The organism is Bacillus sp. BB51/4 (assembly GCF_008368845.1).
In the GTDB taxonomy this organism is placed as follows: domain Bacteria; phylum Bacillota; class Bacilli; order Bacillales; family Bacillaceae_G; genus Bacillus_A; species Bacillus_A wiedmannii.
Genome location: NZ_QOSC01000005.1, coordinates 286,811 through 311,304 on the forward strand (window position 1 = coordinate 286,811; position 24,494 = coordinate 311,304).

The 24,494-nt window shown below is 37.0% G+C and carries 21 protein-coding genes and 2 pseudogenes; 17 read left to right on the forward strand and 6 right to left on the reverse strand.

All coding sequences use genetic code 11. The features are described 5' to 3' along the window. Positions 1-22 precede the first annotated feature (22 nt). The gene (locus DN392_RS03775; RefSeq protein WP_000812272.1) at positions 23-565 is read right to left on the reverse strand and encodes a transcription repressor NadR; all 543 of its coding nucleotides are present in this window, start codon (positions 563-565) and stop codon (positions 23-25) included. Next, a complete protein-coding gene (locus tag DN392_RS03780; RefSeq protein WP_061672412.1) occupies positions 565-1,707 on the reverse strand; it encodes an IscS subfamily cysteine desulfurase in 1,143 nt (380 codons plus the stop codon). The genes DN392_RS03775 and DN392_RS03780 overlap by 1 nt, the downstream gene beginning before the upstream one ends. A gap of 152 nt (positions 1,708-1,859) precedes the next feature. Here DN392_RS03780 and nadB point away from each other — a divergent pair, with 152 nt between their 5' ends. The 5 genes and pseudogenes from nadB (at position 1,860) to DN392_RS03805 (ending at position 8,382) form a co-directional block, all read left to right on the forward strand. Further along, positions 1,860-3,389, forward strand: coding sequence for an L-aspartate oxidase (gene nadB, locus DN392_RS03785; RefSeq protein ID WP_001138521.1), 1,530 nt, complete (start codon positions 1,860-1,862; stop codon positions 3,387-3,389). A gap of 19 nt (positions 3,390-3,408) precedes the next feature. Further along, positions 3,409-4,242 (forward strand): carboxylating nicotinate-nucleotide diphosphorylase, encoded by an 834-nt coding sequence (gene nadC, locus DN392_RS03790; protein ID WP_088321505.1) that lies wholly within the window; start codon positions 3,409-3,411, stop codon positions 4,240-4,242. Between the two features lie 31 nt (positions 4,243-4,273). Continuing rightward, positions 4,274-5,380, forward strand: a complete 1,107-nt coding sequence (gene nadA, locus DN392_RS03795) for a quinolinate synthase NadA (protein ID WP_088321506.1) — start codon at positions 4,274-4,276, stop codon at positions 5,378-5,380. Positions 5,381-5,606: 226 nt separating this feature from the next. Further along, positions 5,607-7,555: pseudogene (gene exsA, locus DN392_RS03800) on the forward strand (spore coat assembly protein ExsA). Positions 7,556-7,734: 179 nt separating this feature from the next. After that, the gene (locus tag DN392_RS03805) at positions 7,735-8,382 is read left to right on the forward strand and encodes a YhcN/YlaJ family sporulation lipoprotein (protein ID WP_048565738.1); all 648 of its coding nucleotides are present in this window, start codon (positions 7,735-7,737) and stop codon (positions 8,380-8,382) included. Between the two features lie 33 nt (positions 8,383-8,415). Here the strand turns inward: DN392_RS03805 and DN392_RS03810 are convergent, their stop codons facing one another. Next, positions 8,416-8,859 (reverse strand): branched-chain amino acid ABC transporter substrate-binding protein, encoded by a 444-nt coding sequence (locus tag DN392_RS03810; protein ID WP_074651162.1) that lies wholly within the window; start codon positions 8,857-8,859, stop codon positions 8,416-8,418. Positions 8,860-9,292: 433 nt separating this feature from the next. On the opposite strand from DN392_RS03810, the pseudogene DN392_RS03815 reads away from it, so the two are divergent. Continuing rightward, positions 9,293-9,718, forward strand: a pseudogene (locus DN392_RS03815) (BofC C-terminal domain-containing protein); the annotation flags it as partial. 29 nt (positions 9,719-9,747) lie between these two features. On the opposite strand, the gene DN392_RS03820 reads toward DN392_RS03815, so the two are convergent. Next, positions 9,748-10,692 carry an iron-hydroxamate ABC transporter substrate-binding protein gene (locus tag DN392_RS03820; RefSeq protein WP_064470247.1) on the reverse strand — a complete coding sequence of 315 codons (945 nt, stop codon included), beginning with the start codon at positions 10,690-10,692 and terminating at the stop codon, positions 9,748-9,750. A gap of 188 nt (positions 10,693-10,880) precedes the next feature. Here DN392_RS03820 and ruvA point away from each other — a divergent pair, with 188 nt between their 5' ends. Genes ruvA through yajC form a run of 6 tightly spaced genes read left to right on the forward strand, consistent with a single transcriptional unit; the run spans position 10,881 to position 15,214 of the window. Continuing rightward, the gene (gene ruvA / locus DN392_RS03825) at positions 10,881-11,498 is read left to right on the forward strand and encodes a Holliday junction DNA helicase RuvA (protein ID WP_000464511.1); all 618 of its coding nucleotides are present in this window, start codon (positions 10,881-10,883) and stop codon (positions 11,496-11,498) included. 5 nt (positions 11,499-11,503) lie between these two features. Then, positions 11,504-12,505 carry a Holliday junction branch migration DNA helicase RuvB gene (gene ruvB / locus DN392_RS03830; protein ID WP_000344465.1) on the forward strand — a complete coding sequence of 334 codons (1,002 nt, stop codon included), beginning with the start codon at positions 11,504-11,506 and terminating at the stop codon, positions 12,503-12,505. Then, the gene (locus DN392_RS03835) at positions 12,502-12,702 is read left to right on the forward strand and encodes a DUF2905 domain-containing protein (protein ID WP_000138162.1); all 201 of its coding nucleotides are present in this window, start codon (positions 12,502-12,504) and stop codon (positions 12,700-12,702) included. The genes ruvB and DN392_RS03835 overlap by 4 nt, the downstream gene beginning before the upstream one ends. A gap of 19 nt (positions 12,703-12,721) precedes the next feature. Continuing rightward, complete coding sequence (gene queA / locus DN392_RS03840; RefSeq protein ID WP_048565737.1) at positions 12,722-13,774, forward strand: tRNA preQ1(34) S-adenosylmethionine ribosyltransferase-isomerase QueA; 1,053 nt, start codon at positions 12,722-12,724, stop codon at positions 13,772-13,774. A gap of 12 nt (positions 13,775-13,786) precedes the next feature. Then, on the forward strand, positions 13,787-14,926 hold the full coding sequence (gene tgt, locus DN392_RS03845; RefSeq protein WP_000125371.1) for a tRNA guanosine(34) transglycosylase Tgt: 1,140 nt from the start codon (positions 13,787-13,789) through the stop codon (positions 14,924-14,926). Between the two features lie 27 nt (positions 14,927-14,953). Continuing rightward, positions 14,954-15,214: a preprotein translocase subunit YajC gene (gene yajC, locus DN392_RS03850; protein ID WP_001068064.1), complete on the forward strand. Its 261-nt coding sequence runs from the start codon at positions 14,954-14,956 to the stop codon at positions 15,212-15,214. Positions 15,215-15,250: 36 nt separating this feature from the next. On the opposite strand, the gene DN392_RS03855 is transcribed toward yajC, so the two are convergent. Further along, positions 15,251-15,634, reverse strand: coding sequence for a TIGR04086 family membrane protein (locus DN392_RS03855; protein WP_000349129.1), 384 nt, complete (start codon positions 15,632-15,634; stop codon positions 15,251-15,253). Between the two features lie 102 nt (positions 15,635-15,736). Between DN392_RS03855 and DN392_RS03860 the strand changes: the two genes are divergently transcribed. Beyond that, on the forward strand, positions 15,737-16,384 hold the full coding sequence (locus tag DN392_RS03860) for a DUF421 domain-containing protein (protein ID WP_000455380.1): 648 nt from the start codon (positions 15,737-15,739) through the stop codon (positions 16,382-16,384). Positions 16,385-16,413: 29 nt separating this feature from the next. Here DN392_RS03860 and spoVB read toward each other — a convergent pair whose 3' ends face one another. Then, positions 16,414-17,973, reverse strand: coding sequence for a stage V sporulation protein B (gene spoVB, locus DN392_RS03865; protein ID WP_000198305.1), 1,560 nt, complete (start codon positions 17,971-17,973; stop codon positions 16,414-16,416). Between the two features lie 186 nt (positions 17,974-18,159). Between spoVB and DN392_RS03870 the strand changes: the two genes are divergently transcribed. The 4 genes from DN392_RS03870 to recJ all read left to right on the forward strand — a co-directional run bounded on the left by DN392_RS03870 (position 18,160) and on the right by recJ (position 24,470). After that, positions 18,160-18,444, forward strand: a complete 285-nt coding sequence (locus DN392_RS03870; protein ID WP_000890214.1) for a post-transcriptional regulator — start codon at positions 18,160-18,162, stop codon at positions 18,442-18,444. A 270-nt stretch (positions 18,445-18,714) separates the two neighbouring features. After that, entirely contained in the window at positions 18,715-20,979 is a 2,265-nt protein-coding gene (gene secDF, locus DN392_RS03875) for a protein translocase subunit SecDF (protein WP_001119055.1), read from the forward strand. Positions 20,980-21,135: 156 nt separating this feature from the next. Beyond that, the gene (locus DN392_RS03880) at positions 21,136-22,029 is read left to right on the forward strand and encodes a cation diffusion facilitator family transporter (protein WP_088321536.1); all 894 of its coding nucleotides are present in this window, start codon (positions 21,136-21,138) and stop codon (positions 22,027-22,029) included. 101 nt (positions 22,030-22,130) lie between these two features. Beyond that, complete coding sequence (gene recJ, locus DN392_RS03885; protein WP_000941221.1) at positions 22,131-24,470, forward strand: single-stranded-DNA-specific exonuclease RecJ; 2,340 nt, start codon at positions 22,131-22,133, stop codon at positions 24,468-24,470. Positions 24,471-24,494: the final 24 nt, after the last annotated feature.

The window sequence follows — 24,494 nt, forward strand, 5'->3', positions numbered from 1 at the left end:
AAAACTCTGTGCTTTACATGAATTAATAAACGAGAAATCCTGCTTTATCTAGTGCCTCGCAAGCAGCATCTAACTTTTCTTTTGAATCTGCCTCAATTGTATGTAAGTGAATACCATCTGTTAGTTGCGAAAGATAGGAAGCATTCGTATTTTCAATTTTTTGTAAATATTGCTCTACATCAAAGCGATTGCTTACCATGATGGACGCTGTTAAGTCACCGTATACAGGATGCTCAACTTTTACATCTTTAATCGTAACGCCGTGGTCAACAAGCATTGTAAGTTCTTGACGTACTTCCGCTGGTTTATGTTGGCATACAATTACGCGTTCGAAAGCTTGTTGTTTCTCTTGTGGTTTTAAATATAAATACCCTTGAGCAGTCGCAATAATTGGTTCGTTTCGTGCTTTAAGCAAGGAAATATCTTGCACGATAACTTGTCTACTTACATTTGTCTTTTTCGATAGTTCATTCCCAGATAACGGTTCATTTGCAGCGAGAAGCCACTGAAGGATAAGTTGTCGTCTTTCTTCACCTAAAATCTTTTTTTGTTCATTTTGTTTCATTATGATTTAACACCTCTATAAAATTGATTTCCAATTGTGTGTAGTGCATGAATAGTAGTATCAATTTGATCTTTCGTTGTTTGTTGTCCGAAAGAGAAGCGAACATATTGTTTTGCCTCTTCATACGTTTTTCCAATTGCAAGCATTGTTTTCGAAGGTTCTTGTTTACCGACTTGGCAAGCACTTCCAGTGGAAATGGCAATACCATGGCGATTACATTCTAGCATTGTATATTGACCTTCTATTCCTTTTATTGTAACCCCAACAATATGTGGTAAACAAGAAGTAGAATGACCTTCTACTTGAATTTCTAGAGGAAGCGCTTGTAAATGTCTTAAAAAGTAGGATCGTAACTCTTTAAAACGTAAGCTCTCTTCTTGTTGATTTTTTAATATATTCTCAGCAGCTGTTAAAAAAGATGCGATGCCAGGAACGTTTACCGTACCTGGGCGAAATCCTTTTTCATGAGAAGTTCCCGGAAATATTTGTGCCCAGCGAACTTGGGGATTTATATAGCAAGCGCCAACACCCTTTGGTCCGTATATTTTATGTGCTGAAACAGAGAGACTATCAATTCCCATCTCAAAAACATTGATAGGAAGTTTACCAAATGTTTGTACACAATCTGAATGAAATAAAACGTTATATTTTTTTAAAAGTGCCCCGATCTCTGTGATGTTTTGAACGGTTCCGATTTCAGAGTTTCCATGCTGTATGCTTGCTAGAACAGTATTTTCTGTAATAGCTGTTTCTAAATCTTCTAAATGAATTAGCCCGTCTTCATCAACAGGTATTTCAGTAATGGTATACCCTTCTGATTGTAAGGATTGAAAATAATTTCGAATGGATGCGTGTTCCATAGGTGTCGTAATAATGTGCTTCTTATTTCGAGCATTGAGAAGGGATTGAATCGCAAGGTAGTTGGATTCCGAGCCACCGCTTGTGAAGAATGCCCCTTGTTCCTTTCCACCAATCATTTCAGCAAATGTTTTACGGCAAACTTGTAATAAAGAAGAGGCTGTTCCTCCAATATCATGTAAACTTTGTTCATTTCCGAAGTATTGCGATGCTGCTTTCATATATGTGTGTAATGCTTCTTCACTCATAGGTGTAGTAGCTGCATAGTCAAGATATATCATCATGTAAGTTCCTCTCCCTAGTAAGAGTTACATTTCTTGTATTTTTTAAATGGTAGTGAAAATAAGAATTATAAAAAAACTCTTGTCATTATTTTAAAACTATGTAAATATAGGTGTCAAGACAGTTGAAAAGTGTAAAGTAGGAGGCAACAATTATGCCAAGTGCAGATGTCTTAATTATTGGAAGTGGCGTTGCGGCACTTCGTGTTGCGAAAGAGATTTGTCACGAAAAGAATGTGATTATTATCACAAAGGAAAAAAATCGTAATAATAATACATATTTAGCGCAAGGTGGAATTGCCGCAGCGGTTGCTACATATGACAATCCAAATGATCATTTTGAAGATACGTTAGTAGCAGGATGTCATTATAACAATGAAGATGTGGTCCGTTATTTAGTCGAGGAAGGACCGAAAGAAATGAATAATCTCATTGAAAATGGAATGAAATTTGATGGAGATGAAACGGGTCCTCATCTTGGAAAAGAAGGCGCACATCGAAAGCGTCGTATTTTACATGCAGGTGGCGATGCAACAGGAAAGAATTTATTAGAGCATTTCATTCAAGAAGTAGCTCCGCACGTTACGGTAGTGGAACAGGAAATGGTGCTCGATTTTATTATAGAAAATGATAAATGTGTTGGAGTTTTAACAAGAACTAGTGAAGGGAAGTTGAAGCGTTACGTTGCAGAGTATACGGTGTTAGCAACAGGTGGGATTGGCGGTTTATACGCCTTTACTTCTAACGATAAGACAATTACGGGTGATGGACTTGCGATGGTGTACCGCGCAGGCGGGGAGCTCGTAGATTTAGAGTTTGTACAGTTTCATCCAACAATGTTATACGCGAACGGGCGATGCTGCGGCCTCGTCTCTGAAGCTGTCCGTGGTGAAGGAGCTGTCCTTATGAATGGAAAAGGGCAGCGTTTTATGATGAATATACACCCTGATCACGATCTCGCACCACGTGATGTAGTGGCAAGAGCGATTCATGAGCAGCTTTTGGCGGGTGAACAAGTGTATGTAAATATCGAGTCTATTCAAAATTTCGAAGGACGTTTTCCGACTGTATCATCATTGTGTGAAAAGAATGGTGTCGATATAAATGAAAAACGCATTCCAGTCGTACCCGGTGCTCATTTTCATATGGGCGGCGTGAAAACGAACTGTGATGGGGAGACGTCCATTCCGAATTTATATGCGGTTGGTGAAGTAGCTTGTAATGGTGTTCATGGAGCAAATAGATTAGCAAGTAATTCATTATTAGAAGGTCTTGTGTTTGGAAAAAGAATAGGACAACATATTTTAACGAAAGCGACAAAAGAAAGCTGGAACAACGTGGCTGGGAAGGAAAAGAAGTTTATCGTTCTGAATCATTTGCCGGCGAAAGAAGAAATACAAGAATGCATGATGAAATATGTTGGGATTGTGCGAACGGAGAAAAGTTTATCTTATGCAAAGAGATGGCTTAGTAAGTACGGTGTTCGAAATATGATATTACAACATGATGTTCTTACAAATGAAGAGATAACGCTTATTAATATGTTAACAGCCTGTGAGCTTATAGTCGTGTCAGCTTTGCAAAGGGAAGAAAGTATTGGTGGCCATTATCGAAGTGACTATCCAGATAGAAATAGCGTAAAAAAAGAGATCGTTCGAGTGAAAAGAAAACTACAACTTGTGTGATGAAGGGAAGAGGGGCTCTATGAACACGATAAAAGTGAAAGAAGCATTAAATCGATTTTTTCTAGAAGATATAGGAGAAAGAGATGTAACATCTCAGCTTATTTTTCCAGACAATTTACTTTCAAAAGGAACGTTTCTTGTGAAGGATACAGGTGTCTTTGCGGGGCGTTTAGTAATTGAAGAAGGATTTAAATTAATTGATGAAAGAATTGAAGTGGAGCTTCATAAAAAAGATGGAGATTTTGTAGAAAAGGGCGAAATAATAGCAACTGCGCAAGGACCAATTGCTTCGTTATTGACGGCAGAGCGCGTTATATTAAACGTTATCCAGCGTATGAGCGGGATAGCTACGATGACACATAAAGCTGTTCTTGCTTTAGATAGCGGCCATACACGTATTTGCGATACGCGAAAAACGATGCCAGGGCTACGCATGTTTGATAAGTATGCAGTCGTGTGCGGAGGCGGATTTAATCACCGTTTCGGTTTATATGACGGTGTCATGATTAAAGACAATCATATTGCTTTTGCTGGTTCTATTACGAAAGCTGTTACATCGGTGAAAGAAAAATTAGGACATATGGTGAAAGTAGAAGTGGAAACAGAAACGGAGGAGCAAGTGAGAGAGGCTGTAGCTGCTGGTGCAGATATTATTATGTTTGATAACCGTACGCCAGATGAGATCCGGGAGTTTTCAAAGATTGTACCAAGTGCCATCGTTACGGAAGCATCAGGAGGCATTACAATTGAAGATTTATCGAAATATGGAAAAACAGGGGTCGATTATATTTCACTTGGAGCGTTAACACATTCAGTGAAAGCACTTGATATTAGTTTCAATATTGAGGCGTAAGGAAAGTGGCTTAGAGGGGGGAGAAAGGAATATGAATATTTTAGAAAAAGTGCAACCGATTGAAACGATGTTACCAGAGCGTTATTACACGATGACAACAGAAGAAATGGAAAAGCGTGTTCGTGAAATTAAAGCAAAAATGGGGAAAACACTATTTATTCCAGGACATCATTACCAAAAAGATGAAGTGGTACAATTTTCTGATGCAGCAGGAGATTCACTTCAGCTTGCACAAGTTGCAGCGAGCAATAAAGAAGCGAAATATATTGTATTTTGCGGTGTACACTTTATGGCAGAAACAGCAGATATGTTAACGACAGATGATCAAATCGTTATTTTGCCAGATATGCGTGCAGGTTGTTCGATGGCAGATATGGCAGATATTGAACAAACAGAAAGGGCATGGAAAGAGCTCGCAAAATTATTTGGAGATACGATGATTCCGTTAACATATGTTAACTCTACAGCTGCAATTAAAGCGTTTTGTGGTCGTAATGGCGGAGCAACAGTAACTTCTTCTAATGCAAAACAAATGGTGTCTTGGGCGTTTACACAAAAAGAGCGTCTTGTCTTTTTACCGGATCAACATTTAGGAAGAAATACAGCATACGATTTAGGTATCCCATTAGATAAAATGGCAGTATGGGACCCACATACAGATTCATTAGAGTACGATGGAGATATAGAAGGAATTCAAGTGATTTTATGGAAAGGGCATTGTTCGGTTCATCAAAACTTTACAGTGAAAAACATTGAGAATGTACGGAAGAATCATCCGGATATGAATATTATTGTACATCCAGAATGTTGTTATGAGGTTGTTGATGCTTCGGATTACGCAGGATCAACGAAATATATTATTGATATGATTGAAGCAGCGCTACCTGGAAGTAAATGGGCAATTGGTACAGAGATGAATTTAGTGAACCGAATTATTCAGCAACATCCAGATAAAGAGATTGTTTCACTTAATCCATTTATGTGTCCGTGTTTAACGATGAACCGAATTGATCTGCCGCACTTATTATGGGTGCTTGAAACGGTAGAAAGAGGAGAAGAAATTAACGTTATTAGCGTAGATAAACAAGTGACTGAAGAAGCGGTTCTTGCATTAAATCGTATGTTAGAGCGTGTGTAAAGCAACGGTATTTCTGTTGCTTTTTTTCATGCATATAATCATAACGAGAACAAAATGGGCATACATTGTTTTGAAGAAATCATTGCGATTTTCTTATGCTTATTCCACTTCTAATGATATTGAAAATCGAAGAAGTGATACAAGTGAAAAGAAGTTAGCGTTATTTAGAAAGGGTTACTTCATGAGATTTGTTACTTATAGATAAGTTATACAGGAGGGGGAAAATTTGAAAATTCATATCGTGCAAAAAGGGGATACCCTTTGGAAAATTGCGAAAAAGTACGGAGTAGATTTTGATACGTTGAAAAATACAAATACACAACTTAGTAATCCAGATTTAATCATGCCAGGTATGAAAATTAAAGTACCATCAAACAGCGTTCACGTGAAACAACATGCTGGAGCAGGTTCATCACCTCCAAAACAATACGTAAAAGAAGTACAGCAAAAAGAATTTGCAGCAACGCCAACTCCGCTTGGAATAGAGGATGAGGAAGAAGTTACGTATCAATCAGCGCCAATTACACAGCAACCTGCTATGCAACAAACACAAAAAGAAGTGCAAGTAAAACCACAAAAAGAAGTACAGGTAAAACCGCAGAAGGAAATGCAAGTGAAACCACAAAAAGAAGTACAGGTAAAACCACAGAAGGAAATGCAAGTGAAACCGCAAAAAGAAGTACAAAAAGAAAAGCCAATTCAAATGGAAAAACCAGTTGAAAAACCGTCTGTTATTCAAAAACCAACTGTTATAGAAAAACAAAAACCAGCAGAAAAAGAAAACACAAAATTTTCGGTAAATGTATTACCACAGCCGCCGCAACCACCAATAAAAGCAAAAAAAGAATATAAAATTTCAGATGTAATTAAAAAAGGAAGCGAGTTAATTGCTCCTCAAATTACTAAAATGAAACCTAATAACATCATTTCTCCGCAAACGAAAAAAGATAACATAGTGTCACCACAAGTGAAGAAAGAGAACGTAGGAAATATAGTATCACCGCAAGTGAAGAAAGAGAATATAGGAAATATAATATCACCGCAAGTAAAGAAAGAGAATGTAGGAAATATAGTATCACCACAAGTAAAGAAAGAAAATATAGGAAACATAGTATCACCACAAGTAAAGAAAGAAAATGTAGGAAACATAGTATCACCACAAGTAAAGAAAGAAAATGTAGGAAACATAGTATCACCACAAGTAAAGAAAGAAAATGTAGGAAATATAGTGTCACCAAATGTATCGAAAGAGAATGTAGTCATTCCGCAAGTAATACCGCCAAATATTCAAGTACCAAACATCATGCCAATGTTGGATAACAATCAGCCACCAAATATCATGCCAATGTTGGATAACAATCAGCCACCAAATATCATGCCAATGTTGGATAACAATCAGCCACCAAATATCATGCCAATGTTGGATAATAATCAACCACCAAATATGATGCCAATCATGGATAATAACCCAATACCAAACATCATGCCAATGTTGGATAATAATCAACCACCAAATACGATGCCAATCATGGATAACGACCAAATGCCAAATATGATGCCGATAATGGATAACAACCAAATGCCAAATATGATGCCGATCATGGATAATAATCAAATGCCAAATATGATGCCGATAATGGATAATAATCAAATGCCAAATATGATGCCGATCATGGATAATAATCAAATATGATGCCGATCATGGATAATAATCAAATGCCAAATATGATGCCGATAATGGATAACAATCAAATGCCAAATATGATGCCGATCATGGATAATAATCAACCACCGAATATGATGCCATATCAAATGCCATACCAACAGCCTATGATGCCGCCTAATCCGTATTATCAACAACAAAATCCATATCAAATGCCATATCAGCAAGGAGCACCGTTTGGACCGCAATATACGTCTATGCCAAATCCAAATATGATGCCAATGGATAATAATATGCCACCGCTCGTGCAAGGAGAGGAAGATTGTGGATGCGGAGGAGAGAGTAGGCTATATAGTCCGCAACCTGGAGGGCCACAATACGCGAATCCTTTATATTATCAACCAACTCAATCGGCATATGCGCCACAGCCAGGAACGATGTATTATCAACCAGATCCACCAAATGTATTTGGGGAGCCAGTTTCAGAAGAAGAGGACGAAGAGGAAGTTTAAAAAAGGCGGGATTATTCCCGCCTTTTTTGTATGTAGAGTCGTTCTGAAAATGGAAGATTTACATCAAATGTTAGAAAATCCCCAGTGAAATATTAACAGTGTAAAAACCTTCTCTGTTACTCATCATAAGAGGGAGCTTTTCAGAAGAGAAGTTCATTCTAACAGAGGGGGTTTTTGTATTGAATACGAAAGTAAAAGTGATTGCTGCTTCTTTGTTAGTTACCAGTGCATTAGCTGCATGTGGTACACCAAAAGATAACAATGCAATGGATGGACGTAACTACAATTACGAGCGTACATCTTATAATGATACACACCAGTACCGTGATAATGTAACGCGTAACGATCGTTATACAGATTATGTAACATATAGAAATGGTCGTAACGATACAGGGTATAACAATTATTACCGCGATGTAAATTACAACGGTCAAATTGCTAACCCGCATCCAACACGTAATATTACAATGAACAATTCATACATTAACAATGATGGTAAAACAGCAGAAAAAATAACAAATCGTGTAAAGCGTATGAATAACGTAGACCGCGTGTCTACAGTTGTATATGGAAACGATGTGGCGATTGCGGTAAAACCGCGTAATCCAGTATCGAATGAAACGGCACTTGCAAACGAAGTTCGTCAAGCCGTTGCAAATGAAGTTGGAAACAGAAATGTATATGTTTCTGTAAGAAATGACATGTTTACTCGTGTCGATGCAATGAGTACACGCCTACGTAATGGTACAGTTACAAACGATTTTAATCGTGATATAGGGAATATGTTCCGAGACATTCGTTACGGTTTAACTGGTACTATGCGATAGCAAAACAAAAGAGGAAGGGGTAGCCCTTCCTCTTTATTCATCGTTGTCTTGTAAACGACGTTTTTTAATGAAATAACTAATGGAATAAGAAATTAAAAAGCATATGAAGAAAATACTACCTGTTAAAATAGCTTGGAAAAAAGGTCTCTCTGGACTGAAAAGGATATAAATAATAGCTATAATAATTCCAACAATAAGAGAACGTAAGACAAGCTTGTAATAAGGAGTTAAGTTTATTTCCTTTTCACCTTCTTCTACATCGATTGAAACACTTAACTGTAAATAAGCAAGTAAAATACTTGTAAGCATAAATAATAGCCATAATGGAGATTTCGTAATTTGATCCATTCCTTCAGTGAATCCGATATAGCTTAAAATGCCAATTATACCAAGCGATTGAAAAAGAAAGGCAATACGTACGTTTTTTAATGTTTTCAGAATGAGACGTTCATCCTTTATTTTTTTCACAATATCCATCTCCTGTTTATTATGATTTCGCTGTTATATTAATTGTAACATATATATTGCATTTATCAATTTATAATTTACATAAATTCCGTTTGGGTAAAAGAGGAAATAAAATATTTTTATAAACATGTTGCACTTATACTTTATTAATGTTATATTAGCAAAGCGATGAGCTAATTTACGTAAGACGAGAGATATGCTTAAGTGCTAAACACGCGAATGTGGTCGCCTGGTCTCTCGCCGTAAACGCATCAAGACGCCTGCTTTGCAGGCGTCTTTCATTTTATATAAAAACAAATGCTAATGCAGATAAAGATAAAACTTTATCTGCATTTTTTTATTTTCGAGAGAAATGTAATATGGTCATTTATATGGATAAAACCTCCATTTCCGGAAAAACTACTAATGAAAGTTTGATCTTGCCTAAAAGAGGTGAACGGAAATGAAATGGATACTGATTGCGATGCAAGCTTTCGTTATGATGTTTTGTTTCGTTTATGAAACGAATGTGAAGGCGGAAGGGCCAGTACCAGAAGTAACAGAAAAAGAGCCTGAAGTTACAATTTTATTAGAGCGAATGTATGTTGATGGAGAAGTAAGTGAGGAAATCTTTACAGAAAAAGTAGCGGACTTAGAAAAGTTTTTACAGCAATATAAAGAATGGCAGCTCGTTGATCGTGATGATGTGCAAATCGTATTACAAAAGAAAGTTGATGATATTTCTCCATTATTAAAGACGAGCGGTTATTTCGGTGTTTCAGAGGAAGGGATATTACAAATTTTCAAAGGGGTGCCGAAAAGTGATAATGCGATCCATTCTTTCTTTCAAATTGATATGAAAAAGCTTGAGAGTTATGAGCGTGAGAAATAGAAGCGTGGTATGAGCTGCTTTTTTTCTTACTTGTTTTTATCTAAAATTTGTTTTGCGATTTCATCGATTAACATATCTTTTCCGATTGGATTGAAAGCTTTTGTATTGAAGATTTCATTCGATACTTCATATACGTGATTGTTTTTAACTGCTTTATTGTCCTTCCAAACGGCACTGTTTTTATAGTCTTCGTAAACTTTATCAGCTTCGCCGCCAAAGTTTACAATAAACATTTGGTCAGGCTGGAATGCAACAAGACCTTCTAGCGATACTTGTGCCATCGTTTGTTTTAAATCTGTACCTTTTGTTGCTGGAAGTTTTAAGTCATTAAAGATGATGTCACCGTATCCGAAGCTACCGTATACACGGAAGTTTTGTGGTGTAACTGCGACGAACATAAAGTTCTCATCTTTTGTTTTTTCTTTAATTTTTTTAGATAAAGAGTCTGCTTTTTTATCGTAGTCTGCAATCCATTTGTCTGCTTTCTTTTCTTCGTCAAATAGTTTACCTACTTCTTTAAACTTACCGCGCCAGTCTTCTAAGTTTGTTTCTAAAACAACTGTTGGTGCAACCTTTTCTAATTGATCATAGATCTTCAATTGACGATTATTTAAAATAATTAAGTCTGGTTTTAATGCAGTAACAGCTTCTAGATCAACTTTAGGTGCCCAGTACCACCCTACTGCTTTTACTCCGTCTAATTTTTTTGTTAAATGATTTTGGATTTTATCTTTATATGTGTTTGCTGTACCAACAGGTTTGTGTCCAAGAAGTAATAATTCTTCTGTTGATCCAGATAGGTCAACAATTCTCTTTGGATTTACTGGAATTGTAGCTTCCCCCTTAGCGTGTTTTACAACTTTTGTTTTCGGTTGTTCTTTCGCTTTCGATTCTTCTTTTTGAGAAGAACAGCCAACGATAGAAAGAACAACTAGCATAATAGTAAATAAAATAAATAGCTTCTGTTTCATCCTGATGTAACCCCTTTAATTAGTATTGATAATCATTATCGACTTCTGTATATTAAGGTGCTTCATACTTTCTGTCAATGGAAAATAACAGAAGTTTCAAATGGAGAACATTTGTTGGGGTAGTCTCGCTTTTCTATCATTAAATATGTTAAAATGGAATACATGATTTAAGAGGGAGAGATCGTATTTTGTTTGAATATGTTACAGGTTACGTGGAGTATGTAGGACCGGAATATGTCGTAATTGACCATAATGGAATTGGTTATCAAATTTTCACGCCAAATCCGTATGTATTTCAAAGAAGTAAGCAAGAAATCCGTGTCTATACATATCATTATGTGAGAGAAGATATTATGGCACTTTACGGGTTTAAAACACGTGAAGAGCGTTTATTATTTACAAAATTGTTAGGTGTGTCTGGCATTGGACCAAAAGGTGCACTTGCAATTTTAGCTTCTGGTCAAACAGGACAGGTCGTTCAAGCGATTGAACATGAAGATGAGAAGTTTTTAGTGAAGTTCCCGGGCGTTGGAAAGAAAACAGCGCGCCAAATGATTTTAGATTTAAAAGGAAAACTAGCTGATGTCGTGCCAGATGCATTTGTTGATTTATTCTCAGACACAGAACGTTTTGATGAGAAGAAAGGTTCATCAGCTGAGCTTGATGAGGCGCTGGAAGCTCTGCGCGCACTTGGATACGCAGAACGAGAAGTTTCTCGCGTTGTACCAGAGTTATTAAAAGAATCATTAACGACGGATCAGTATATTAAAAAGGCACTTAGTCTTTTACTAAATGGTAAGAGGTGAGTATAATGGACGAACGTCTCCTTTCAGGGGAATCTGCATATGAAGATTCGGATTTAGAATATTCATTACGGCCACAGACGCTCCGTCAGTATATTGGCCAAGATAAAGCGAAACATAATTTAGAGGTATTTATTGAAGCAGCGAAAATGCGTGAAGAAACGTTAGATCATGTGCTTCTATATGGACCACCAGGACTTGGTAAAACGACGCTTGCCAATATTATTGCTAATGAAATGGGCGTAAATGTTAGAACAACTTCAGGTCCAGCAATTGAAAGGCCGGGAGATTTAGCAGCTGTATTAACAGCACTTCAGCCGGGTGATGTATTATTTATTGATGAAATTCATCGTTTGCATAGGTCAATTGAAGAAGTGTTATATCCTGCGATGGAAGATTTTTGCCTTGATATCGTAATTGGAAAAGGGCCATCAGCACGGTCTGTACGTTTAGATTTACCGCCATTTACATTAGTTGGAGCAACGACCCGTGCGGGGGCATTATCAGCGCCGCTTCGTGACCGTTTCGGTGTACTTTCAAGATTAGAGTATTACACAGTAGATCAGCTTTCTGAGATTGTTGAACGTACAGCAGAAGTATTCGAAGTTGAAATTGATTCGTTAGCCGCACTAGAAATTGCAAGACGTGCTCGTGGTACACCTCGTATTGCGAATCGTTTATTACGACGTGTACGAGATTTCGCACAAGTTCGTGGTAACGGAACGGTTACAATGGAAATTACACAAATGGCGTTAGAACTACTGCAAGTAGATAAATTAGGTCTAGATCATATTGATCATAAATTATTGCTTGGTATTATTGAGAAATTCCGTGGTGGTCCAGTTGGATTAGAAACAGTTTCGGCAACGATTGGAGAAGAATCCCATACGATTGAAGATGTATATGAGCCGTATTTACTACAAATTGGCTTTTTACAACGAACGCCAAGGGGTCGAATTGTAACACCACTTGCTTATGAGCATTTCGGAATGGAGATACCAAAAGTATGACGGAGATGCCAAAATTGCTTATTACAGCAGGTATCTTACTTATCGTTGTTGGATTAGCTTGGAAGTTCATAGGAAGACTTCCAGGCGATATTTTTGTGAAAAAAGGAAACGTTACCTTTTATTTTCCTATCATCACATGTATTGTGTTAAGTATTGTATTATCTTTTATTATGTATATAATAAATCGATTTAAATAAGAAATAGGTGGATATAGTTATGGATATAAATCTGTTTGATTTTCATTTACCAGAAGAACTTATTGCACAAGTCCCATTAGAAGATCGTGAAACATCAAGATTAATGGTGTTAGACCGTGAAACAGGTGATATTGAGCATAAACATTTTACGGACATTCTTTCTTACTTACATGAGGGAGATTGCTTAGTTTTAAATGAAACAAAAGTAATGCCTGCTCGTTTGCACGGTGTGAAAGAAGATACAGGCGCACACATTGAAGTACTTCTTCTAAAGCAAGAAGAGGGCGATAAGTGGGAAACACTTGTTAAGCCAGCGAAACGTGTAAAAGAAGGAACTGTTATCTCTTTTGGCGAAGGGAAATTAAAAGCAACTTGCACAGGAACTGCAGATCAAGGTGGACGTCATCTTGAATTTTCATATGACGGCATCTTCTATGAAATTTTAGATGAACTTGGGGAAATGCCACTTCCTCCATATATTAAAGAGACGCTAGAAGATCGCGATCGCTATCAAACGGTATATGCGAAAGAAATTGGCTCAGCAGCAGCACCGACTGCAGGACTTCACTTTACAGAAGAGTTACTTGAGAAGTTAAAACAAAAAGGTGTTCAATTAGCGTTCATTACCCTACATGTAGGACTTGGAACATTTAGACCAGTTTCTGCCGATACGATTGAAGAACACCATATGCACGCAGAATATTACCATATGTCTGAAGAGACAGCGGCATTATTAAACCGTGTAAAAGAGAATGGTGGACGTATTATTACTGTAGGTACGACATCAACTCGTACGTTAGAAACAATTGCGACAGATCATGACGGCAAGCTTTGTGCTGCTTCTGGCTGGACAGATATTTTTATGTACCCAGGTTATGAATTTAAAGCAATTGATGGTTTAATTACAAACTTCCATTTACCGAAATCAACATTAATTATGCTTGTAAGTGCATTTGCAAATAGGGATAATGTACTTCATGCTTATAATGAAGCAGTAAAAGAAAAATATCGTTTCTTTAGCTTCGGTGATGCAATGTTCGTTGCATCTCACGCTAAAATGGGAAACAAATAAAAGGAGTAAATTATGACAGCAATTCGTTATGAATTTATTAAAACTTGTAAACAAACGGGTGCCCGTTTAGGACGTGTACATACGCCGCACGGTTCATTTGATACACCAACATTTATGCCAGTTGGTACACTTGCAACAGTTAAGACAATGTCACCAGAAGAATTAAAAGCAATGGATTCTGGTATTATTTTAAGTAATACATATCATTTATGGCTACGTCCAGGTCACGAAATTGTTCGTGAAGCAGGTGGTTTGCATAAATTTATGAACTGGGACCGTGCGATTTTAACTGATTCTGGTGGTTTCCAAGTATTTAGTTTAAGTGACTTCCGTCGCATTGAAGAGGAAGGCGTTCACTTCCGTAATCACTTAAATGGAGATAAATTATTCTTATCACCAGAAAAAGCGATGGAAATTCAAAATGCATTAGGTTCAGATATTATGATGGCATTTGATGAGTGTCCACCATTCCCAGCTACTTTTGAATATATGAAGAAATCTGTAGAACGTACAAGCCGCTGGGCAGAACGTTGCTTAAAAGCACATGAACGTCCACAAGATCAAGGTTTATTCGGTATCGTACAGGGTGGAGAGTTCGAAGAGCTTCGTCGTCAAAGTGCGAAAGACCTTGTTTCAATGGACTTCCCTGGTTATGCTATAGGTGGTTTATCTGTTGGGGAACCGAAAGATATTATGAACCGTGTACTTGAGTTTACAACACCACTTCTTCCAGATAATAAGCCACGTTACTTAATGGGAGTGGGTTCTCCTGACTCATTAATTGATGGTGCAATTCGCGGAGTTGATATGTTTGACTGCGTACTTCCAACTCGTATCGCTCGAAATGGTACATGTATGACAAGTGAAGGTCGTCTAGTTGTAAAAAATGCAAAATTCGCAAGAGACTTCGGTCCACTTGATCCAAACTGTGATTGCTATACATGTAAAAATTACTCTCGTGCGTACATTCGTCACTTAATGAAATGTGATGAAACGTTTGGAATTCGTTTAACGTCTTATCACAACCTTCATTTTCTGTTAAACTTAATGGAGCAGGTGAGACAAGCTATTCGTGAAGACCGTCTTGGCGATTTCCGCGAAGAATTCTTTGAACAGTATGGCTTTAATAAACCGAATGCTAAAAACTTCTAATACATAATTTAAAAGGAGGAACAAAAGATGAATCCAGGTATGATGAATATCGTTATGATCGTTGCGATGTTTGCGATTTTTTATTTCTTATTAATTCGCCCGCAACAAAAGCGTCAAAAAGCAGTTGCTCAAATGCAAAATGAGTTAGCAAAAGGTGATGCTATCGTAACAATCGGTGGTTTACACGGTACAATCGAATCAGTAGATGAGACGAAAATCGTTATTAAATCTGGTGGTTCACACTTAACTTTCGATCGTAATGCGATCCGTGAAGTTGTGAAAAACTAATGAGAAAGGCCCTGCATGAAATGTGCAGGGCCTTTTTTAGTTGTTTTGTTTTGACATATTTACCCCGAAAATACCACCGAGTGTACTCGCGCCCATTAATGCTAATTGATAAAGTAACTGGGAGTTCGATAAAGTTTGAGAGAAGCCTAAATAGTTAACTAGAAAAACAAGTATAGCGAATGTAAGGCCTGTTGTGAAACCTACTAGCCAACCTTTCCCTTGTGCTTTTTTGCCGGCAGTAAATCCGGATATAAGCATAGATAAAAGAGCTAGTATAAAAATAGTAACGGCTAATGTCTCTTCAGTCATATCTGTAAACTTTAATAAAAGAGCCATAACCATGCTAATAATTGATGCGAAAATTAATAAGGTAATGATACCAAAGCCGATTGCGGTTGATAATTTTTTCGTTCCATCCATTTATACATTCCCCCTTTTTAATACAAGCATATTTTCTTTTTGCCCAAGTTAGACTAGTTTATTTTTTATAGGGGAGTCTATACGTAAAAAGGAGATGTAGAAATGGAATGGGTATCAATCATTGGCCGGACGATGCTTTTGTATATCATCATATTAATTATTTTTCGTCTTATGGGTAAACGTGAAATTGGAGAGTTAAGTGTATTAGATTTAGTCGTATTCATTATGCTTGGGGAAATGGCTGTAGTCGCAATTGAAAATACCGATAAATCACTTTGGCACCAATTAGTTCCGATGACTTTTCTTATGTGTATACAGATTATTTTGTCAGTCATTTCATTAAAGTTTCAACGATTTCGGCATTTAATAGAAGGTGAGCCGGCTATTCTTGTAAATGCGGGGAAAATTGATGAAAAGAAGATGAGAAAGCAGCGTTATAATATAGATGATTTATTGATGCAATTAAGGGAGCAAGGAGTTGGAGATATCCGAGATGTAGAATACGCTATTTTAGAACCATCTGGGAAGTTATCTGTCTTTCAAAAACAAAAAGGTAAACAGGATACATTGCAGTTTACTCTTCCTCTTATTATTGATGGAGAAATTCAATTGAATCATTTACAAATGATTGAACATACAGACGAATGGCTCATTGGAAAATTAAAAAACTTAGGTTATAACGATATCACACAAATTTTATACTGCAGCTTTCAAAACGGACAATTTTTTGTTGATTTGAAAGAAAACTAGAGGCTTACTATATGAAATAGTAAGCCCGTTTACTTCAAAAATGAAAGTTTTCGAATGATTGGAAGTCGACTTAACTCTTCTTTTCGAATGATTTTGAAAGTGAAGAGGAGGATGATATAAACGATTGTTGTTAAAGTGATTTCCCATAATGTTTGTACGCCGAGTGAATGAGAGAAAATTATATATTTATGAAGGTAAAAACCGAAAGCGCCTGCAATACTGATAGCAAGTCCGCCAAAAATGTAGTCTTTTGCGTAAATGGTAAATGTAATTTTCTTTAAAACAGTAGCGTAATGAAGGAATGTTACCGTCACTATATTTGCTGCAATTGCAAGGGCAACCCCCATCATTTGAAAATCTGGCCTTGAAGCTAGTACAAAAATAACGATTAATTTCACGATGGCGCCAATAAATGTATTCATCATTGCAGCTCTTGCTAAGTTTAAAGCTTGTAAAACAGAGGTAAGTGGACTTTGAAAGTAATGAAATAAAAAGCAAGGTGCAAGAAGCTGGATAAATGCTGTTGCACTATCCGATCCATACATAAGAGTTAAAATAGGAGAAGCGAATACGTATAATATAACGACTGACCACCCACCAGTAATTAATGAGATCCGAAGAGCTTGTTGGAGGCGGTGTTCCACTAATTTATGCTGTCTTTTAGCCATTGCTTCACTAATAGATGGAACGAGTGCTGTAGAAAGAGCGTATGTAATAAAGGCTGGCAGTGATAGAAGTGGGAATGCATAACCGTTTAATATACCGTATTGCTGGGTTGCGACAGAGGCAGCAACTCCGGCAATCGCTAAGCTTTGCATAACAACGATAGGTTCAAAAAAATATGAAACGGAACCGATTAAACGACTTCCTGTAGTTGGAAGGGCAATATCCATAAGAGAATAAAATGTACCCTTGCTCTCCTTTACAGTAGTGAAAAATCCAGAGCGTATAGATAAATGTTTTTCGCGCTGGAATAAAGTGAGTAAAAATAATAACGATGCAACTTCACCGAGAACGGCTGATAACATAGCGCCAGCTGCAGCATATTCTACACCGTAAGGTAAAAATAACTGAATGCATATAGCGATAATTGTAATGCGGACAACTTGTTCTATAACTTGAGCATAAGAGCTAGGTTTCATATTTTGTTTCCCTTGGAAATAACCGCGTAAAACAGAAGAAACAGCAATAACAGGAACGACAGGTAAAATGGCCATTAATGGATAGTACGTTCGTTCATCAGTTAATAATGTTTTTGCTAAAATAGGTGTGAGGAGCATAATTCCGATTGTTAAAATGATACTAATAACGGATGTAACAGCTAATGATACTGTTAATATTTTTTTAACTCTTTGTTTATCGTTCACAGCTTCCGCTTCTGCTACAAATTTTGCGATTGCGACAGGAAGGCCGATTTGTGTTAATGTAATTGCTAGAATGAATGTAGGAACGGCCATCATATAAAGGCCAACACCTTCTTCCCCTAAAATACGTGCCATTACAATCCGGTTAATAAATCCAAGGATTTTGGTAATAAAGCCGGCTATCATTAAAATAAATGCGCCTTTTAAAAAGCTTTGTCTCGTCATGGTCTTCTCCTACCTTCTCAAAATCAGTGGAATGATTTACAATAATTTATATGCACGTATGAGACAAGAATGACAAGCATTTAAGAGAGTGAAGTATGAGAGTGCTCTTGAAAGTAGTTATTGCTGTCCATTAGAGCGGGATTAAAAGCGACTTTTCGTGCTGAAATAAGAAGGAGATGTTTATGTATGTTAGAAAAAGAGGCTTTGGTAGAATCATACCGCGGACAGTTACAAGTCGTTTTAGAAAGCAAAGTAGAAGAGTTTCACATGTTCGGTTATGACCGAGTAACAGATGATGATATTTGGAAGTTTCTTAAAGTGAAGAAGTGGAAAAAAATAAACGGTGATGTTAGATTATATGAATTAGTAAATGATGTATTAAGAGTAAGTACTAATGAATATATGAATTATTTAACTGTTGAAGCATATCAAGCACCACTTTGGTCATTTGATGAATATGAAAATAAATAACCGACTGCAATTGGTTTGTTCTTCCTTTTGCAGTATAATGATAGGTATTGATAATGAGGAAATAATTATGTCTAAGATTATATATAAAGGGGGTAGTGAAGAGAAAAAATAAATAATGAAAGTGTAGGTATTGTGAAAAACTTACCGACACAGCTAGTGATGAACTAGCAAAATTATAGAAAGGAAGTCTACTAACTAGGCGTATGCACACGTGTAAAAGTAAATCGTAAGAGATTTATTTAAAGTGTTAGTAGCAGAAAGAGGGTACATATGGCAAAGCGTGGTACGAGAATTGCCGCCTTTTTCCTCATCGTTTTATTAATCGGTGGAGTAATTGGTGCGGCAGGAAAAGACATAGCAAAAGGAATTAGTCTAGGACTAGACCTTCGCGGTGGTTTTGAAATTCTATATGAAGTAAAACCAGCCAAAAAAGGTGATAAAATCGATCGAGACGTACTTGTAAGTACAGTAGGCGCTCTTGAAAATCGTGTCAATGTTCTAGGTGTAAGTGAGCCGAACATTCAAATCGAAGGGCAAGATCGAATTCGCGTACAGCTTGCTGGTGTACAAGATCAGCAAAAAGCACGTGAAATGTTATCAACACAAGCGAAATTAACATTCCGTGATGTAGATGACAACCTTCTTATGGACGGAACGGATTTAAAAGGCGGCGGAGCGAAGCAAACATTTGATGAGCAAGGCCGTGCGAGCGTAGGTCTTACACTAAAAAGCGCTGATAAATTCCGTGAAGTAACTGAAAAAATTTCAAAAATGCCACCACCAACGAATTTAATGGTAATTTGGCTTGATTTTGAAGAAGGAAAAGATTCATACAAAGCAGAATCTGCAAAACCGAATCCGAAGTTCTTATCAGCAGCAACAGTAAGCCAAGTGTTTAATCAAGCTGAAGTATCTATCGTAGGTGGAAACTTCACAGTTGAAAGTGCGAAACAACTTTCATCTTTATTAAATGCAGGCGCACTTCCTGTTGATTTAAAAGAAATGTATTCAACATCAGTTGGAGCGAAATTTGGACAACAAGCGTTAGAACAAACAATTTTCGCTAGTGCGATCGGTATCGCTCTTATTTTCTTATTTATGCTTGTATTCTACCGTTTACCAGGAATTGTAGCGGTTATTATGTTAGGTTTATACATTTTTGTTACATTACTTGTCTTTAACTGGATGCATGCAGTGCTTACGTTGCCAGGTATTGCGGCGTTAGTGCTCGGGGTAGGTATCGCAGTTGATGCGAATATTATTACGTACGAGAGACTGAAAGAAGAGCTGAAAATTGGTAAGTCAATGATGTCAGCATTTCGTGCGGGTAACCATCGTTCATTAGCAACAATTTTAGATGCGAACATTACGACTCTTGCAGCAGCTGGTGTGTTATTTGTTTATGGTAATAGCTCTGTAAAAGGATTCGCAACAAGTTTAATCGTAAGTATTTTAGTTGGTTTCGTTACGAACGTATTCGGTACTCGTTTCTTACTAGGATTACTTGTAAAGAGCCGTTACTTCGATAAAAAACCAGCATACTTTGGTGTGAAACAAAAGGATATTATTCCATTAACAAAAGGTGTAGTACATCCACCGACAAGATTTGATCGTATTAACTTCGTAAATATCGGTCATAAATTCCTTGTTTTCTCGATTGTAGTTGTAATTGCAGGTGCAATTATTTTACCAATTTTCAAATTGAATCTTGGTATTGATTTTGCGAGTGGTACACGTATCGACTTGCAATCAAAACAATCAGTTACTGTATCAGATGTTCATAAAGATTTTAAAGAATTGAACATTGATGTGAAGGAAGAAAATATTGTACCTACTGGAGATGACAATAAAGGTTTCGCCGTTCGTACTTTAGGTGTTCTATCAAAAGATGAAATTGCGAAAACAAAAACATTCTTCCATGATAAATACGGTACAGATCCAAACGTAAGTACAGTTTCACCGACAATCGGTAAAGAGATTGCACGAAATGCATTTATCGCAGTATTAATTGCTTCTGCGGTTATCATTTTATACGTAAGTATTCGATTCCGATTTACGTACGCATTATCTGCAGTGCTTGCATTATTACATGATGCGTTCGTTATGATTGTTATATTTAGTATTTTCCAGTTAGAGGTAGACTTAACGTTTATCGCTGCGGTATTAACAATCATCGGTTATTCTATTAATGACTCGATTGTTACATTTGATAGAAACCGTGAATTATACAAACAGAAAAAACGAGTTCGCGATATAAAAGACCTAGAAGAAATCGTAAATGCAAGTATCCGCCAAACGCTTGGTCGTTCAATTAACACCGTATTAACAGTGTTATTCCCGGTAATTACGTTACTTATCTTCGGTAGTGAGTCATTACGTAACTTCTCGTTTGCGTTACTTGTTGGATTAGTTGTAGGTACGTACTCTTCTGTTTTCGTTGCTTCTCAAATTTGGTTAATGCTTGAAAACCGTCGTTTGAAAAAGGGTAAAAACAAGAAAAAGGTTGAGAAAGTAGAATCTGAACCGCAAGTATAAAAAAGATGATGTCTCTTTATGAGGCATCTCTTTTTTCGTTTGTGGATACAATAAGATAGCAACTTTTTAACAGAAGTAAGATGGAAGAAGGTGGTGATGTTATCGCTATTTTTGCTACAATAAAAAGATAGGTTAAGAAAAGAAGGGATTTTAATTATGGAAAAAGATGAACGTTTTAAACAGGCCGAGTTTGGTGCTATTGTCGGGATCGTTGGTAATATTATATTAGCGATTGTAAAGGCGGTAATTGGTTATATTGGGAACAGTAAAGCACTATTAGCGGATGCCGTACATTCTGCATCAGATGTAATTGGTTCGCTCGCTGTACTTTTTGGATTGCGAGCAGCAAAGCAACCGCCCGATGAAGATCATCCGTACGGTCATGGTAAAGCGGAATCGATTTCAGCAATTATTGTTGCAGTATTATTATTTATTGTGGGAATCGAGATAGCGATTTCGTCTATAAAAGCTTTTTCGCAGGAACTAGAACCACCGAAGGGAATTACGATTTTAGCTGTTGTTCTTTCAATTATCGTGAAAGAAGGAATGTTTCAATATAAATTCCGATTAGGGAAGAGGGTAAATAGTGATGCAATTATTGCAAATGCATATGAACATCGTTCGGATGTATTTTCTTCAATTGCAGCTTTAATCGGTATTTGTGCAGCGATTATTGGTGGTAAGTTCGGGTTAGATTGGCTTGTATATGCCGATCCAATTGCAGGATTATTTGTTTCACTTCTTGTTGCAAAAATGGCGTGGAGTATTGGGGCAGAAGCAATTCATGCAACGCTTGATCATGTTCTTCATGAGGAAGATGTTGTTCCGCTTAGAGAAGCAGTACTTCAAATAGATGGTGTGAAAAAAATCGGTTCTTTATATGCAAGGGAGCATGGTCATTACGTTATTGTCGATATTAAAGTTTCTGTAGATCCATACATTACTGTAGAAGAAGGGCACCGCATTGGAAAGCATGTGAAAGAAACGCTTATGGAACAAGATAACGTACAAAATGTGTTTGTACATATAAATCCGTATTCTCCAAATTAAACATTATTAACATTTTAGTATATAGATATTGCAGCGTAGTTTGCATTATATTGTCACCCCTTAATCTGTCTTGTATAATGAACAGGTTAAGGGGTGATTTCGTGTTACAACCGAAGACGCGTTGGAAAGAAAAAGAATATAATGACGAGCGAGTGAGTGAATTAGCAAGTAAATTAAAATTATCACCACTTGTCGTTTCGTTATTCCTCGGTAGAGGACTAGATACAGAAGATAAGATTTTAGATTTTTTAAATACAGAAAATCAAGAATTTCATGATCCATTTTTATTAGAAGGAATGGATAGAACGGTAGAACGTGTAAATAAGGCGATTCAAAATGGAGAGCAAATATTAATATTTGGTGACTACGATGCGGACGGAGTAAGTAGTACGACTGTGTTATATCTTGCTTTGCAAGAATTAGGTGCAAATGTAGAATTTTATATCCCAAACCGTTTCACAGAAGGTTATGGACCAAACGAAGAAGCATTTCGTTGGGCGCATAGCGCAGGATTCTCACTAATTATTACTGTCGATACTGGTATTGCAGCAGTACATGAAGCGAAGGTAGCGAAGGAGCTTGGAATAGATCTTATTATTACAGATCACCATGAGCCACCACCAGAATTGCCAGAAGCACTTGCGATTATTCATCCTAAATTAGATGGCGGTGTATATCCGTTTCACTATTTAGCTGGTGTAGGTGTTGCATTTAAAGTTGCACATGCACTACTAGGTCGTGTACCAGAACATTTATTAGAAATTGCAGTAATTGGTACAGTAGCCGATTTAGTGTCACTTCATGGCGAGAATAGATTGCTAGTGAAGCGCGGTTTAAAGCATATGCGCATGACGAAAAATATCGGACTAAAGGCGCTATTTAAAGTTGCTAACGTTTCGCAAAGTGAAATTACAGAAGAGAGCATTGGATTCTCACTCGCACCGCGCATTAATGCAGTTGGCCGTTTAGAAGATGCTACGCCGGCTGTACATCTTTTATTATCAGATGATCCAGAAGAAGCGAAAGAGCTAGCTGAAGAAATTGATGAGCTGAACAAACTGCGAAAAGATATTGTAAAGCAAATTACAGAAGAAGCTATCGCTGAAGTGGAACATAATTTCCCGCCAGAAGACAATAAAGTACTAGTACTGGCAAAAGAAGGCTGGAATCCAGGTGTAATTGGAATTGTCGCATCTAAATTAGTTGAACGTTTTTATCGTCCAACGATTGTATTATGCATTGATCCTGTAAAAGAAACGGCAAAAGGTTCAGCACGTAGTATTGCAGGATTTGATTTGTTTGCAAACTTGTCAGATTGTAGAGAGTTATTGCCACACTTCGGAGGACATCCGATGGCAGCGGGAATGACGCTACATATGAATGATGTAGATGAATTGCGCCGCCGCTTAAATGAACAAGCAGAGGTAATTTTAACAGAAGAAGATTTTATTCCAATTACAGCTGTTGATGTCTTTTGTAAAGTGGAGGATGTAACACTGGCAGCAATTGAAGACATGCAAAAGTTAGCGCCATTTGGTGTTGGGAATCCAAAACCGCGTATTGCAGTGAAGGATGCAGAGTTAGAAAGTATTCGTGCAATCGGATCAGATGGCTCTCATTTGAAAATGGCTCTTCGCGATGGACAAGCGACACTGGATACAATCGGATTTGGATTTGGTGCGTATGCGAAAGAAATTTCTCCAGTTGCAAAGGTATCTGTAATAGGAGAAGCATCTATCAATGAATGGAATAATTTTAAGAAGCCGCAATTAATGGTACAAGATATTGCTGTAGAGGCGTGGCAATTATTTGATTGGCGTAGTATGCGTAACATAGAAGCGAATGTAGCAGAACTTCCGAAAGAAAAAATAACGATGGTGTATTTTTCTGAAGAGGTATTGAATAAATTTTCTTTAGAAGACTTTAAAGAGCATATGATGCATGCATCAGAAGTGACTCATTTAGACGATCAATACATCGTGTTACTTGATTTGCCAAAAGGAACAGATGAATTAAGAGATTTATTTAAAGTTGGGTTCCCGTCGCGAATTTATACGCTATTTTATCAAGAGAATAATCATTTATTTAGTACTGTTCCAACGAGGGAACATTTTAAATGGTACTATTCGTTCTTGAGCCAAAAAGCACCATTTTCTTTAAGACAATATGGAGAACAACTATGTCGACATAAAGGTTGGTCAAAAGATACAGTAAATTTCATGACACAGGTGTTTTTTGAGTTAGAATTTGTTACAATAAAAGATGGCGTCATTTTTATGGCAGACAAAAAACAAAAGCGTGATTTAATTGAATCGAACACATATCGTGAGAAAATGAACCACTTACAATTAGAAAAAGAATTGGTTTATAGCACATATCAGCAACTATATACATGGTTTGAAACGATTCGTAATCATAAAGAAGTAGAACAGTTAGGGTAAAGGATTTGTATTTACAAACCTTTT

Excerpts from the sequence above, each read along its gene's own strand:
- DN392_RS03775 (WP_000812272.1), bottom strand. The coding sequence starts at position 565 with ATGAAACAAAATGAACAAAAAAAGATTTTAGGTGAAGAAAGACGACAA.
- DN392_RS03780 (WP_061672412.1), bottom strand. The coding sequence starts at position 1,707 with ATGATGATATATCTTGACTATGCAGCTACTACACCTATGAGTGAAGAA.
- nadB (WP_001138521.1), top strand. The coding sequence starts at position 1,860 with ATGCCAAGTGCAGATGTCTTAATTATTGGAAGTGGCGTTGCGGCACTT.
- nadC (WP_088321505.1), top strand. The coding sequence starts at position 3,409 with ATGAACACGATAAAAGTGAAAGAAGCATTAAATCGATTTTTTCTAGAA.
- nadA (WP_088321506.1), top strand. The coding sequence starts at position 4,274 with ATGAATATTTTAGAAAAAGTGCAACCGATTGAAACGATGTTACCAGAG.
- DN392_RS03810 (WP_074651162.1), bottom strand. The coding sequence starts at position 8,859 with ATGGATATTGTGAAAAAAATAAAGGATGAACGTCTCATTCTGAAAACA.
- DN392_RS03820 (WP_064470247.1), bottom strand. The coding sequence starts at position 10,692 with ATGAAACAGAAGCTATTTATTTTATTTACTATTATGCTAGTTGTTCTT.
- ruvB (WP_000344465.1), top strand. The coding sequence starts at position 11,504 with ATGGACGAACGTCTCCTTTCAGGGGAATCTGCATATGAAGATTCGGAT.
- DN392_RS03835 (WP_000138162.1), top strand. The coding sequence starts at position 12,502 with ATGACGGAGATGCCAAAATTGCTTATTACAGCAGGTATCTTACTTATC.
- queA (WP_048565737.1), top strand. The coding sequence starts at position 12,722 with ATGGATATAAATCTGTTTGATTTTCATTTACCAGAAGAACTTATTGCA.
- tgt (WP_000125371.1), top strand. The coding sequence starts at position 13,787 with ATGACAGCAATTCGTTATGAATTTATTAAAACTTGTAAACAAACGGGT.
- yajC (WP_001068064.1), top strand. The coding sequence starts at position 14,954 with ATGAATCCAGGTATGATGAATATCGTTATGATCGTTGCGATGTTTGCG.
- DN392_RS03855 (WP_000349129.1), bottom strand. The coding sequence starts at position 15,634 with ATGGATGGAACGAAAAAATTATCAACCGCAATCGGCTTTGGTATCATT.
- DN392_RS03860 (WP_000455380.1), top strand. The coding sequence starts at position 15,737 with ATGGAATGGGTATCAATCATTGGCCGGACGATGCTTTTGTATATCATC.
- spoVB (WP_000198305.1), bottom strand. The coding sequence starts at position 17,973 with ATGACGAGACAAAGCTTTTTAAAAGGCGCATTTATTTTAATGATAGCC.
- DN392_RS03870 (WP_000890214.1), top strand. The coding sequence starts at position 18,160 with ATGTTAGAAAAAGAGGCTTTGGTAGAATCATACCGCGGACAGTTACAA.
- secDF (WP_001119055.1), top strand. The coding sequence starts at position 18,715 with ATGGCAAAGCGTGGTACGAGAATTGCCGCCTTTTTCCTCATCGTTTTA.
- DN392_RS03880 (WP_088321536.1), top strand. The coding sequence starts at position 21,136 with ATGGAAAAAGATGAACGTTTTAAACAGGCCGAGTTTGGTGCTATTGTC.